The sequence below is a fragment of the Allobosea caraganae genome, from assembly GCF_003351345.1.
GTDB classification, from domain to species: Bacteria; Pseudomonadota; Alphaproteobacteria; order Rhizobiales; family Beijerinckiaceae; genus Allobosea; species Allobosea caraganae.
Genome location: NZ_QQTO01000019.1, coordinates 933,361 through 946,153 on the forward strand (window position 1 = coordinate 933,361; position 12,793 = coordinate 946,153).

Below are 12,793 nucleotides of genomic sequence, written 5' to 3' on the forward strand. Positions count from 1 at the left end.
TTGCCAGATAGATAGATTGATTCCATGCCTGGAGCGCGTGCCGGGGTGATTTTGAAACGGGCTACGATGGGCGCTAATTTTGTGCACAATCGCTAACAGAATGTGCAGCATGCATCGCCGATTGGCGCTAGACTTGCAGGGGTTCGGCGCCGCCTTCACGCGGCGCGCTGCTGCGATAAAGTTAGTTCATGGACGAAGCTGCGATTCACGGAATCCTCTCCCGGCTGCTGATGGCCGGGACCCTGCCGGGCAGCGTCAAGCTCGGCGAGCATCGGCTCGCCGAGATTTTCGGCGTCAGCCGCGAGCGCATCCGCAAGGTGCTGCACCGGCTCGGCCATGAGCGGCTCTTGGAGATCGTCAAGAACAGGGGCGCCTTCACGATCGAGCCTGACCTGCGCGAAGGGCGGGTGGTCTACGAGGCGCGCCGCATCCTCGAGAGCGGCATGGCCGCCCATCTCGCCGACAACCTGACCGAGGCGCAGATCGCGCGCCTGCGCCAGCATGTCGACGCGGAGGCCGATGCGCTGCGCAGCGGCGACCAGCCGACCTGGCTCAGGCTCTCGGCCGAGTTCCATTTCCTGCTGGCGGAGATGACCGAGAACCCGATCGTCCAGCGCCAGGCACATGAGCTGATCAGCCGGACCTTGATGCTGGTGAAGCGCTACGAGACTACCGCCGGCTCGGCCTGCGGCTGCGAGGAGCACCGCGCCATCTTCCGCGCGCTGGCGGCGCGCGAGCGCGGCAAGGCGGTGAAGGCGATGCACAGCCATCTCTCGCTGGTCGAGACGCGGTTACGGCCGACTATCTGCGTCGAGGAGGGACCGTCGCTGGAAGAGGTGATCGCGCACGAGATCGCCGTCTATCGCGAGGCCAACGGCGCTGCGCTGATGGCGGCGGGCTAGCGGTGCTGCCGCCGATCCGACCTCGGGCTCTGCGGGGCAGGGCGTGGCATGTGCCCTGCATCGCCTGTGCTGACGTCGGGGCCGAGGTACAGGCTGCCTTCGTTCCTGGTCATTCGCCCCATCCCCCAAACCCCTGAGCGCGCGAGACTGCCGGATGCTGCGGATTGGAATGCTGACCCCGTCCTCGAACACCGTGCTGGAACCGGTGACGAGCGCGATGCTGGCGGGCGTCGGCGGCATCAGCGCGCATTTCAGCCGCTTCAAGGTCACCGAGATCGCGCTCGACCAGAAGGCGCTCGCCCAGTTCGACGACAGCGAGATTTTGCGCGCGGCGGAGTTGCTGGCCCATGCCAAGGTCGACGTCATCGCCTGGAACGGCACCTCGGCGAGCTGGCTCGGCATCGAGCGCGACCGGGCGCTGGCCAAGCGCATCACGGCCGCGACCGGCATTCCCGCCTCGACCTGCATCCTGGCGCTGGTCGATATCCTCAAGCGCATCGGCGCGACCAGCCAGGGCCTGGTCTCGCCCTATACCGACGACGTCCAGGCCCGCATCGTCGCGACCTTCGCCGCCGCGGGCATCGTGTGCCCGGCCGAGCGCCATCTCGGCATCCGCGACAATTTCTCCTTTGGAACGGTCGAAGAGGCCGCCATTGGCGGCATGATCCGCGAGGTCGCGGCGGCCGCGCCCGACGCCGTCACCATCCTCTGCACCAACATGAACGGCGCCCGGATCGCCGCGGAGCTTGAACGGGAAGACGGGCCGCTCCTGCTCGATTCCGTGGCAGTCACGCTCTGGGGCTGCCTCCAAGCGCTCGGCCAGCCCATGCACGATTTCGCCCGCTGGGGCCGCCTGTTCCGCGACCCGCGCCTTGCAAATCCATCGAAAGCCGATCGAGAGCCCGCATGCCCAATTTCGACCTGATCATCCGCAACGGCACGATCGCCACCGCGAGCGAGAGCTACAAGGCCGATATCGGCATCCGTGATGGCCGCATCGTCGCGATCGGCGAGGCGCTCACGGGAGCCGACGAGGTGGTCGACGCCACCGGCAAGCTGGTGCTGCCGGGTGGCATCGACAGCCATGTCCATATCTCGCAGCCCTCCGGGCCGGGCATCGTCATGGCCGATGATTTCGAGAGCGCGACGCGGGCAGCGGCCTTCGGCGGCAACAGCACCGTGATGCCCTATTGCCTGCAGCAGAAGGGCGAGTCGCTGCGCACCGTGCTGAAGGACTATCACGCGCTGGCGCAGGGCAATTGCCACATCGACCATTCCTTCCACCTGATCATCTCCGACCCGACGGAGAGCGTGCTCGGCCAGGAGCTGCCCGCGCTGTTCGCCAATGGCTACACCTCGTTCAAGGTGTTCATGACCTATGAGGGCATGGCGCTCGACGACTACGAGATGCTGAGCGTGCTCGAAGTCGCGCGCGAGGCCGGCGCGCTCGTGCAGATCCACGCCGAGAACTACGACGCGATCCGCTTCCTCACCGACCGGCTGGAGCGCGCCGGCAAGACCGCACCGCATTTCCATGGCCGCTCGCGGCCGATCCCGGTCGAGCGCGAGGCGACGCATCGCGCGATCTCGCTGGCCGAGCTGATCGACGTGCCCATCATGATCGTCCATGTCTCCAACCGCGAGGCGATGGAGGAGATCAGGCGGGCGCAGATGCGCGGCCTCAAGGTGATGGGCGAGACCTGCCCGCAATATCTCGTGCTGACCGAGTCCGACATGGATCGTCCCGGCACCGAGGGCGCGAAATATGTCTGCTCGCCGCCGCCGCGCGACCATGCCAGCCAGGAGGCCTGCTGGGAGGGCCTGCAGCGGGGCGTCTTCTCGGTCTTCTCGTCCGACCATTGCCCGTTCCGCTACGAGGACGAGGCGGGCAAGCTGGCGCCGAAGGGGCGCTCTTCCTTCCGCTGGGTGCCGAACGGCATTCCCGGCATCGAGACGCGCCTGCCGATCCTGTTCTCAGAAGGCGTGGTCAAGGGCCGGATCAGCCTGGAGCAGTTCGTGGCGCTGACCGCGACCAACCACGCCAAAATCTACGGGCTCTCCGGCAAGGGCTCGATCGCGGTGGGCTACGATGCCGATATCGCGATCTGGGACCCGGAGCTGAAGCGGCCGATTCAGCAGGCCGGCCTGCACCATGGCGCCGACTACACGCCGTTCGAAGGCATCGAGATCACCGGCTGGCCGGTCTCGCTGCTGGTGCGCGGCAATTTCATCGTGCGCGAGGGTGAGCTCGTCGGCGCCAAGGGCGAGGGGCGCTACCTGCCGCGTGCGAAGCCGTTCCAGTCGCGGCCGTTGTGACCTTGGCGGCAAAGCGCGCCTCCGACCTGAATGGGTGACCCTGTGCGCATCCTCGTCATCAATCCCAATACGAGCCCGGACATGACCGCGCTGGTCATGCGGGTGCTGGAGCCGCTCGCGCCGGCCGGCGTGGTGCTGTCCTCGGCCACCGGCCGTTTCGGCGCGCGCTACATCTCCAGCCGCAGCGCCGCGGCGATTGCCGGCCATGCCGCGCTCGATTGCTATGCCGAGCATGGCGGGGAGTGCGATGCGGTCTATCTCGCCTGCTTCGGCGATCCCGGGCTGCTGGCGCTGAAGGAGTTCGCCCGCGTGCCGGTCATCGGCATGGCGGAGGCGAGCTGCATCATCGCCGCACGACAGGCGGAGCGCTTCTCGATCGTCACCGGTGGCGAGCGCTGGGGGCCGATCCTGAGGGAGTTCGTAGCCTCGCTCGGCCTGGGCGAGGGGCTGGCCGCGGTCGAGACCGTCGCGCCGACCGGCGGCGAGATCGCGCGCGATCCCGATGCCGCGATCGCCCTGCTGGCGCAGGCCTGCCGGCTGACTGCCGAGCGCGATGGCGCGGGTGCGGTCATTCTTGGGGGCGCCGGGCTGGCGGGGCTGGCCGCACGCGTGCAGCCGCTCGTCGATATCCCGGTTATCTGCTCGGTCGAGGCCGGCTTCGGCGCGGTCATGGCAAGCGCGGCCTCGCCGCCAGCGAAGCCGGCGGCGGGCGATCTGGCCTTTCCCGCTCCGGTCGAGAGCCTCGCCCTCGCTCCGGCGCTTGCGGCGCTGCTCGCGCGGCCGGAATAGAGCCGGCATAGGGCCGGTGCGCTATGCCGGGCTTGCGGCGAGCCGGGCGGTTCTGATCACGGCCCATTCGCTGATCGGGACGTCCTGGCCGGAGCGCACGACGCAGAGCCGGTCGAAGGCGATTGGCCGTCCGGCCAGCATGCGCTGGAACTCCTGCGCCGCCTCGGCCTTGGGGCTGGGCGGAACGAAGCCGTAGAGCAGCGAGACATGCGGCATGAAGGCCTCTGCCGCCTCGGGTTCCAGATGCTGCTTCAGCTGCGCCAAGGGCACGGCCACGGCGAAGCGCGCATAGAACGAGCGGAAATAGGCGTCGCTGGTCTCGACGCGGGCGACCGCTTCCGAGAAGGCCGGGACGGCGCTTGCCGCCTCCGCGATCGCCGCGTCCAACGCGGCGACAGGCAGGTCGGTATCGCCCCGCACGGTGAGGTGCGGCGTGAAAACGGGCGTGCCGAAACGCCCGCTGAGATCGGCTACCAAGCCGGCTAGGAACTGGCCGTCCGCGGGGTTCGGCATCAACCAGATCGAGTGGATTTCGACTGACATCAAGGCTTCACAAAGCTGTTGCACATGGGCGCCGGTGTCCGGTATGTTTTTTCCAAGCGTGCCAGAAAATGGATGATTTATTCCATAATGCTGGAACAAGATCGCGATAAGGGAGAAGGCCTTTTGCAGGCGGGATTGCAAGACAATCCGCGCTCGGGCGCGGCTATCAGCGTGCGCGGGCTGCATGTCGCCTATGGCGGCACGCGCGTTCTGCACGGCGTCGACCTCGATTTCACGCCGGGCAGCTTCACTGCGCTCCTGGGCTCCTCCGGTTGCGGCAAGACCACCTTGCTGCGCTCGCTGAGCGGCTTCGTGCCGGTCCAGTCCGGCTCGATCCTGGTCGGCGGCCGGGATGTCGCATCGCTGCCGCCGGAGAAGCGTGGTATGGCGATGGTGTTCCAGTCCTATGCGCTCTGGCCGCATATGACCGTGCTGCAGAATATCGGCTACGGCTTGAAGCTGCGCGGCGCCTCCAGCGCCGAGATCGCCACCAAGGTCGCCGCGATGCTCGAATTCCTGGGCCTGCCCGGATATGAGAGCCGCAAGGTCACCGCGCTTTCGGGTGGGCAGCGCCAGCGCGTCGCGCTCGGCCGGGCGCTCGCCATCGACCCCGGCATCCTGCTGCTCGACGAGCCGCTCTCCAACCTCGACGCCAAGATCCGCATGACGATGCGGCACGAGATCCGCGCGATCCAGCAGCGGCTCGGCCTCACCGCCGTCCACGTCACGCATGACCGCGAGGAGGCCATGACCATGGCCGACCGGCTGGTGATCATGCAGGCGGGGCGGATCGCGCAGGTCGGCACGCCCGAAGAGGTCTATGACCGCCCGGCGACCGCCTTCGTCGCGAATTTCATGGGCGCCGAGAACGTCCTGCCGGTCCGCGTCGAGCGCTCGGGGCAGGGCGCCTCGCTGCATGCGGGCGGGGCCTCGGCCAGCCTGGCGGCATCACCCTCCGCCGCTTTTCCGGCCGGAGAGGCCGTCGCCTATTTCCGCGACGACGTCGCGCGCCTGGACGCGGTCGACGCGCCGGCCTCCGGCGACCTGGTCGTGCCCGGGCTGATCGCCGCCCGCGCCTATCCGGGCGGAGTCTACCGTTACCGCGTGGAGGCCGCCGGCCGTGAGATCACGGTCGACGACGCCACCCGCCACGAACTCGGAACGAAGGTCGGGCTGCGCATTCCCGTGCAGCGCCTTCACATCTTCCCGGCGACCGAGGCCGGGATTGCTGCCTGACAGGGGTTAGTCCAATGCGCATCCTCACGATTGCCTGCTCGATCGCAGCGCTGATGGCGGCTTCGCCGTTGTCCGCGCAGACCTTGAACGTCGCCACCGCCGGCGACCAGAACATGGTCGACTACGTCAAGGATTATCTCGGGCCGATGTTCGAGAAGTCCCATCCGGGCGTGAAGGTCGTTTCCGTCGGAACCGGCCCGGGCGATTCCGGCTCCCAGAAGATCTACGAGAAGCTCGACGCTCAGAAGGCCGGCAACGCGACCGATTTCGACGTCGTCGTCATCCACCAGAAGGCCGCCGGCACGATGGTGAAGGAAGGCCTGCTCGCCAAGTACACCGACAAGGTCGACACCTCGAAGATGGTCTCCAGCGAGTCGGCCAAGAACTCGCTCGGCTCCGACGTCTCGGGCTTCGTCATCCCGATGTTCCAGTCGCAGACTGCGCTGGCCTACAATGCCGACCTGCTGAAGACCCCGCCGAACACCTTCGCCGAGCTGAAGGATTGGGCCGCGAAGAACCCGAAGCAGTTCGGCTATAACGGCATCAAGGGCGGCATGTCCGGCGTCGCCTTCGTCACCGGCTGGGTCTACGCCTTCGGCGGCGACTCCGACAAGCTGATCAAGGGCCCGTACGATCCGGCCGTGAAGGCGAGCTGGGACAAGGCTCTCGGCGAGCTCAAGGACTTCAACAAGAACGTCATCATCACCCCCGGCAATGCCGGCACGCTGGACATGCTGAACCGCGGCGAGATCGCGATCGGCCCGGTCTGGGTCGACATGTTCTATTCCTGGCAGGCCGACGGCAAGCTGCCGCCGAACATGAAGCTCAAGCTCGCTGCTCCCGGCATGCCCGGCCAGCCGATGTACTACGCCGTGCCGGAGAAGACCGCCAACCGCAAGCTCGCGGAAGAGTTCATCGCGCTCGCCACCAGCCCGCAGGTGCAGGCTGACGGCATCGTCAAGAAGTTCAACTGGTATCCGGGCATCGACGCCAAGAACCTCGAAGGCAAGCTCGACCAGGCCGCCTGGAACAAGCTCTTCACCGACATCACCCCGGCCGACCTCTCCTCTAAGGGGAAGTCCTTCCCGATCGCGCCCTACTTCAACGACATTCTCGAGAGCTACGAGAAGAAGGTCGCGAACTGAGCCTTCCCGTCAACCGCGGCCCAGCACCAGCTGGGCCGCACTTTCTCCTGATCGGCGCTTGCCAATGCTGTCTCAACGCCAACTGGCGCTGGTCCTGATCGCGCCGGGCCTCTTCCTGGTCGCGGCGCTCTTCCTCTACCCGCTCGTCTTCTCGCTGATCTCGGCCTTCACCCGGCCTGACGGCTCGTTCACGCTCGAATGGTTCGCCAAGGCCTACGAGCTCTATTCCGGCGACATCGTCTTCACGATCGTCATCGTCCTGGCCTCCTGCGTGCTGACGGCGGTGGCCGCGATCGTGATTGCCGGCACGCTGACGCTGGGCGAGAACCCGTGGATCGTCGGCACGCTGAAGGCGCTCTACCGCTGGCCGCTCTTCATCCCGTTCATCGTCGCGGCGCAGTGCATGCGCACCTTCCTCGCCAAGAACGGCTTGATGAACAACACCTTCGTCTCGCTCGGGCTGATGGAGCCCTTGAGCGCGATCAGCTTCCTCGACTGGCGCGGCATCATCGCCACCTTCGTCTGGAAGCAGACGCCCTTCGTCGCCCTGCTGCTCGCCGGCGCGCTCGCCTCGATCGACCGGGCGACGCTCGAGGCCGGCCGCAACCTCGGCGCCTCGCGGGCGAGGGTGATGCTGGAGCTGGCGCTGCCGCAGGTGATGCCGACGCTGCTCGTCGCGCTCGTGCTCTCCTTCGTGACGATGCTCTCGGTGCTCTCGGTGCCGATGATGGTCGCAGGCTCGCAGCCGACCATGCTGACCGTCGACATGGCCTTCCGCATCAACGCCTATGGCGACTACGCCACCGCCAATGCGCTCGGCGTCATCACCTACCTGATCAGCGCCGGCGCCGCGATCATCTACCTGAAGCGCGGCATGAACCAGGAGGCGACGTCATGATCCGCCTGGCATCGACCGCACGCGCGGCGCTCGCCGCCGCGCTGCTGACCGCCTTCGCCTTCGTCCTGATCGGCCCGCTCGCCAACCTCGCGCTCTGGTCCGTGGCCGAGCGCTGGTACACGCCCTACAAGCTGCCGGTCAGCTACGGCACGCGCTACTGGGAGCAGGTCTTCCGACCGTCCGGCGACGCCATGGCCTCGCTCGGCACCAGCGTCTGGATCGCGGTGCTGACGGTGATCGTCGCGCTCGCGCTGTCGATTCCGGCGGGCTACGCGCTGGCGCGCCTGAAGCTGCCGATGCGCTCGCTGTTCATGGTCATGTTCCTGCTGCCGCAGGCCTTTCCCTCGGTGGCGATCTACATCAACGTCGCGCGGACCTTCTACCAGCTCGGCATCAACGGCACCGTCTTCGCCGTCGTGCTGGTCCATGCCGCCCATGGCCTGGTCTATTCGGTCTGGATCGCGGCTGCCGCCTTCGCCGCCGTCGACAAGGATCTGGAGCTGGCGGCGCGCAATATCGGCGCCTCGCCGATGCGCACCTTCGCCACGGTGACGCTGCCCCTGGCGATGCCGGGCATCATCGCCAGCGGCATCTTCGTCTTCCTGGAATCGCTCGACGAGTTCACCGGGACGTTCTTCGTCGGCGTGCCGCAGGTCATCACCTTGCCGCTGCTGCTCTATAACGCAGCCATGGGCGGCAATTATCAGGTCGCCTCGATCACGGCGCTGATCCTGCTCGTGCCCTCCGTGCTGTTCATGCTGTTCATCGAGCGCTTTTTGCGTGCCGACGTGCTGGCGAAGGTCGGCGCCTGAGGCCGGCTGCTGCAGGGCAACCGGGTGAAGTGGAACACCGGCGCTGATGAAGGGCGCAAGCCCTCCCCCCGCTTGCGGTGGGGAGGGTTGGGTGGGGGGCAGTGCCGCCTGGTGTTATGCAGAAGAACGGTCGCGACCTGCTTTCCGGCCCCCCATCCCTAACCCTTCCCCACCGCAAGCGGGGGGAAGGGGACGAGCCTCCCCTTCATCCGATCGCGTTGGCGGCGGCCGCGGGACGCATTGCCTTGGCCGGCCGGGCGGAGGATGATGGCCCCGCCCGCATTGCTGCCGCGTGCGGTCGGCCATGCCGGTATGTCGCAGCGGCAGCGGCGGCAGCCCCTGCAATGGCGGCGGCGGCATCCTATATAGGCGCCTGAGTTTCAGAAGCCTGGAGGTGCAACATGAGCGATCAAACGGAACGTGCGGTCCTGGCCGGTGGCTGCTTCTGGGGAATGCAGCAGCTGATCCGCCGGCAGCCGGGCGTGCTCTCGACGCGCGTCGGCTATACCGGCGGCAGCGTCAAGAACGCGACCTACCGCAACCATGCCGGCCATGCCGAGGCGATCGAGATCGTCTTCGACCCGACCAAGACCAGCTTCCGCGAGATGCTGGAATTCTTCTTCCAGATCCACGACCCGAGCACGCTCGACCGCCAGGGCAACGATATCGGCGACAGCTATCGCTCGGAGATCTTCTACACCAGCGAGGAGCAGCGCCGCGTCGCCGAAGAGACGATTGCGGACGTCGATGCCTCCGGCCTGTGGCCGGGCAAGGCCGTGACCGCGCTCAGCCCCGTAGGCGAGTTCTGGGAGGCCGAGCCGGAGCACCAGGACTACCTGGAGCGCTATCCAAGCGGCTATACCTGCCACCGCATCCGCCCGGGCTGGCGGCTGCCGCGGCGACAGGATGCGGCAGCGCAGTCCAGCGCGGCGGGCTGAGCGACTGCGATGGCGACGCGCGGCTTCACGGGACGACGCTCCACCGGCGACGAGACGGGGCGCGTTCCGCCCGGGCAGCACCTCGTCGAGGATTTTCCGGTGCTCTCGGCCGGGCCGACGCCGCGCGTCAAGCTCGACGACTGGTCCTTCACGCTCAAGACCGGCCCCCGGCCAGTCAAGAGCTGGAGCTGGGCCGAGTTCAACGCCCTGCCTATCACCAAGATGACGCGCGACATCCACTGCGTCACGACCTGGTCGAAGCTGAACACGCCTTGGGAGGGCGTGCTGGTCGACGACATCCTGGCCGATGCCGGGATCGCGGCGCCGACCGGCTTCGCGTTGGCGCATTCCTATGATGGCTACTCGACCAATGTCCCGACCGCCGACCTCATCGTCGGCAAGGCGATGGTGGCGCTGCGCTACGAGGGCGCGGCGCTGACGCCGGACCATGGCGGCCCGGCCCGGCTGCTGGTGCCGCATCTCTATTTCTGGAAGTCGGCGAAATGGCTGCACGGCCTGCAATTCACCGAGCGGGACGAGGCCGGTTTCTGGGAGCTGCGCGGCTACCACATGTACGGCGATCCGTGGCGGGAGCAGCGCTACACGAATGACTGACGCGGGCGCGGCAGCGCTGCCCCGCCGCTGGCAGAGCGCCAAGATTGTGCGGATCGTCCAGCGCACGGCGCGGATCAAGAGCTATTTCTTCGACCTGCCAGAGCCCTTCGCGTATCAGGCCGGGCAGCATGTCGATGTCCGGCTGACGGCTCCGGACGGCTACCGCGCCATGCGCAGCTACTCAATCGCGAGCGGGCTGGGCGGGGCAGGACCGCTCGAACTCGCCATTGAGCGGCTCGATGACGGCGAGGTCTCGCCCTTCTTCCATGACGTCGCCGAGGTCGGCGATGAGATCGAATTGCGTGGGCCGCTCGGCGGCCATTTCGTCTGGTCGCCGGCCGATGGCGGCCCGCTGCTGCTGATCGGCGGCGGCTCGGGCGTCGTGCCGCTGATGTCGATGCTGCGAGAGCTGCATTCGTCCGGCGCGCCGGTGCCGGCTGCGCTGCTGCTCTCGGCTCGGACCTGGGACGAGGCCCTCTTTCGCGATGAGCTGATCGCGCTGGAGCGCGAGCTGGGTTCGTTCGCGCTCGCCTTCGCGCTGACGCGCGAGCCGCCGCGCCGGCCGGAGGATTACGGAAGGCGGGCCGACATGGCGATGGTGTCCGAGGTGATGGCCCGGCTACCAGCACTGCCGAGGCATGTCTTCGTCTGCGGCTCCAACGCCTTCGTCGGTACGGCTGCGGATGGCGTGGTCGCCGCGGGGGTGCCGGCCACGAGCGTGCGGACCGAACGCTATGGCGCGTAGCGTCAGTCGCGTGGGTTGAGCGCGTCGTTCAGGCCGTCGCCGAGCAGGTTGAAGCCCACGACGACGGCGATGATCGCGAGGCCCGGCCAGAGGGCCATCCAGGGCGCCTCGCCCAAAAACTGCCGGGCGACGTCGAGCATGCTGCCCCAGGACGGGGCGGGGGGAAGCTGGCCGAGGCCGAGGAAGGCGAGGCTCGCCTCCGCCAGCACCGCGATGGCCATGGTCAACGTTGCCTGCACCACGATGGGCGGCAGGATGTTGGGCAGGATCTGGCCGGTCAGGATCGCGACATGGCCGATGCCCTGCGAGCGAGCGGCGGCGATGTAGTCCTCGGTGCAGACGACCAGTGTCTGTGCGCGGGCCACCCGGACGAAGATCGGCATGGCGGAAATGCCGATCGCGATCATCGCGTTCTCCAGGCTCGGGCCGAGGAAGGCGGCGAGCGCGATCGCCAGCACGAGGAAGGGGCAGGCAAGCAGCGCATCGGCCAGCCGCGAGATCGCCATGTCGGTGAACCTGCCGAAATAGCCGGCGAGCATGCCGAAGGGCAGGCCTATCAGCACGGCGACTGCGACCGAGACGATGCCGGCAGAGAGCGAGGCGCGCGTGCCGAAGATGACGCGCGAGAGCACGTCGCGGCCGAGATCGTCGGTGCCGAACCAATGGGCTGCGCTCGGCGCCTCGCGGATCGCCATCCAGTCCGGCGAATTCGGCTCGTAGGGCGCAATCAGCGGCGCGAAGACGGCGATGACGACGAAGAACAGCACGATCGCCGCGCCGATCAGCGCCGAGGGCTCATGCAGGATGCGCCCCAGACCTGAGCGCGAGTTGGCGCGGGCAGGCGCGGCGGTCGGAGCGGTTGCGGGCAGCGTCACGTCCTGAGCCTCGGATTGAGCAGGACATAGGCGAGGTCGGCCAGGAAGCTCATCAGCAGGAAGACGGCGGCCGTGCAGAGCACGACGGCCTGGACGACGGCGTAGTCGCGGCTGAAGACGCCGTCCACGATCATCTTGCCGAAGCCGGGGATGGAGAAGACCTGCTCAGTCAGGACCGCGCCGGCCAGCAATTCGCCGAACTGCAAGGTGCCGAGCGTCACCACCGGGATCAACGCGTTGGGGAGCGCATGACGCAGCACGAGCTTGCGCTCCTTCACGCCCTTGGCGCGGGCGGTGCGGATGTAATCCTGCTTCATCGCCTGGATCATGGCGCTGCGGGTGTGGCGCATGATGATCGCCGCCGTGCCGGTGCCGAGCACGAGCGCCGGCATCAGCATCGCCTTCAGGTTGCCCCAGAGGTCTTCGGATGGCGGCACATAGCCGCCGGCCGGCAGCCAGCCGAGATGCACCGAGAAGAGCAGGATCAGCATGATGCCGAGCCAGAAATTCGGGATCGACAGGCCGGCCAAGCCGAACAGGCTCGCGCCATAGTCGAGCGCCGAGCCGCGCCTGAGCGCCGCGATGATGCCGATCGGCAGGCCGAGCAGCAGCGCGATCAGCATCGAGAGCACGGCGAGCTCGATCGTCACCGGCAGCTTCTCGGCCAGCATCGTGCCGATCGGCAGGCGGGTGCGGACCGAATTGCCGAAATCGCCCTGGAGCAGCCCGCCGAGCCAGGCGGCGTATTGCACCGGGACGGGATCGTTGAAGCGGTACTTCTCGCGCAGGTACTCGATGACCTCGGGGTTGCGCTCCTCGCCGGCGAGCGCCAGGGCCGGGTCTCCGGGCAGGAGCTTCTGCAGCCCGAACACCATCATCGAGACCAGCAGCAGCGTCGGGAGCGCAACGCCGAGGCGGCGCAGAAGCAGGGCCGTCATGGCGGCTATCGTGCTCCGTTCTTGTTCTTGATCCGGGGCGC

The 12,793-nt window shown here is 67.6% G+C and carries 14 protein-coding genes; 11 read left to right on the forward strand and 3 right to left on the reverse strand.

What is annotated here, in order from left to right; genetic code table 11:
* The first annotated feature begins 188 nt into the window (after positions 1-188).
* The 4 genes from DWF00_RS12655 to DWF00_RS12670 all read left to right on the forward strand — a co-directional run bounded on the left by DWF00_RS12655 (position 189) and on the right by DWF00_RS12670 (position 4,007).
* Positions 189-902, forward strand: a complete 714-nt coding sequence (locus DWF00_RS12655; RefSeq protein WP_114827894.1) for a GntR family transcriptional regulator — start codon at positions 189-191, stop codon at positions 900-902.
* Positions 903-1,056: 154 nt separating this feature from the next.
* Positions 1,057-1,827, forward strand: a complete 771-nt coding sequence (locus tag DWF00_RS12660; protein WP_114827895.1) for a maleate cis-trans isomerase family protein — start codon at positions 1,057-1,059, stop codon at positions 1,825-1,827.
* Positions 1,809-3,218, forward strand: a complete 1,410-nt coding sequence (gene hydA, locus DWF00_RS12665; protein ID WP_114827896.1) for a dihydropyrimidinase — start codon at positions 1,809-1,811, stop codon at positions 3,216-3,218. The genes DWF00_RS12660 and hydA overlap by 19 nt, the downstream gene beginning before the upstream one ends.
* 42 nt (positions 3,219-3,260) lie before the next feature.
* Entirely contained in the window at positions 3,261-4,007 is a 747-nt protein-coding gene (locus DWF00_RS12670) for an aspartate/glutamate racemase family protein (RefSeq protein ID WP_114827897.1), read from the forward strand.
* 21 nt (positions 4,008-4,028) lie between these two features.
* Here DWF00_RS12670 and DWF00_RS12675 read toward each other — a convergent pair whose 3' ends face one another.
* Positions 4,029-4,550, reverse strand: coding sequence for a haloacid dehalogenase (locus DWF00_RS12675; RefSeq protein WP_181832506.1), 522 nt, complete (start codon positions 4,548-4,550; stop codon positions 4,029-4,031).
* 123 nt (positions 4,551-4,673) lie between these two features.
* On the opposite strand from DWF00_RS12675, the gene DWF00_RS12680 reads away from it, so the two are divergent.
* The 7 genes from DWF00_RS12680 to DWF00_RS12710 all read left to right on the forward strand — a co-directional run bounded on the left by DWF00_RS12680 (position 4,674) and on the right by DWF00_RS12710 (position 10,939).
* The gene (locus tag DWF00_RS12680) at positions 4,674-5,786 is read left to right on the forward strand and encodes an ABC transporter ATP-binding protein (RefSeq protein ID WP_245973849.1); all 1,113 of its coding nucleotides are present in this window, start codon (positions 4,674-4,676) and stop codon (positions 5,784-5,786) included.
* Positions 5,787-5,800: 14 nt separating this feature from the next.
* Positions 5,801-6,931, forward strand: a complete 1,131-nt coding sequence (locus DWF00_RS12685) for an ABC transporter substrate-binding protein (RefSeq protein WP_114827900.1) — start codon at positions 5,801-5,803, stop codon at positions 6,929-6,931.
* Between the two features lie 64 nt (positions 6,932-6,995).
* The gene (locus tag DWF00_RS12690) at positions 6,996-7,829 is read left to right on the forward strand and encodes an ABC transporter permease (RefSeq protein ID WP_114827901.1); all 834 of its coding nucleotides are present in this window, start codon (positions 6,996-6,998) and stop codon (positions 7,827-7,829) included.
* A complete protein-coding gene (locus DWF00_RS12695) occupies positions 7,826-8,641 on the forward strand; it encodes an ABC transporter permease (RefSeq protein WP_114827902.1) in 816 nt (271 codons plus the stop codon). Before DWF00_RS12690 ends, DWF00_RS12695 begins: the two co-directional genes overlap by 4 nt.
* Positions 8,642-9,042: 401 nt before the next feature.
* Positions 9,043-9,579, forward strand: a complete 537-nt coding sequence (gene msrA, locus DWF00_RS12700) for a peptide-methionine (S)-S-oxide reductase MsrA (protein ID WP_114827903.1) — start codon at positions 9,043-9,045, stop codon at positions 9,577-9,579.
* 9 nt (positions 9,580-9,588) lie between these two features.
* Entirely contained in the window at positions 9,589-10,194 is a 606-nt protein-coding gene (locus DWF00_RS12705; protein ID WP_114827904.1) for a sulfite oxidase-like oxidoreductase, read from the forward strand.
* Positions 10,187-10,939, forward strand: a complete 753-nt coding sequence (locus DWF00_RS12710; protein WP_114827905.1) for an FAD-binding oxidoreductase — start codon at positions 10,187-10,189, stop codon at positions 10,937-10,939. Before DWF00_RS12705 ends, DWF00_RS12710 begins: the two co-directional genes overlap by 8 nt.
* 2 nt (positions 10,940-10,941) lie before the next feature.
* On the opposite strand, the gene DWF00_RS12715 is transcribed toward DWF00_RS12710, so the two are convergent.
* Both DWF00_RS12715 and DWF00_RS12720 read right to left on the reverse strand, forming a co-directional pair.
* Complete coding sequence (locus tag DWF00_RS12715; protein WP_245973867.1) at positions 10,942-11,754, reverse strand: ABC transporter permease; 813 nt, start codon at positions 11,752-11,754, stop codon at positions 10,942-10,944.
* A gap of 56 nt (positions 11,755-11,810) precedes the next feature.
* Complete coding sequence (locus DWF00_RS12720) at positions 11,811-12,752, reverse strand: ABC transporter permease (protein ID WP_114827907.1); 942 nt, start codon at positions 12,750-12,752, stop codon at positions 11,811-11,813.
* Positions 12,753-12,793: the final 41 nt, after the last annotated feature.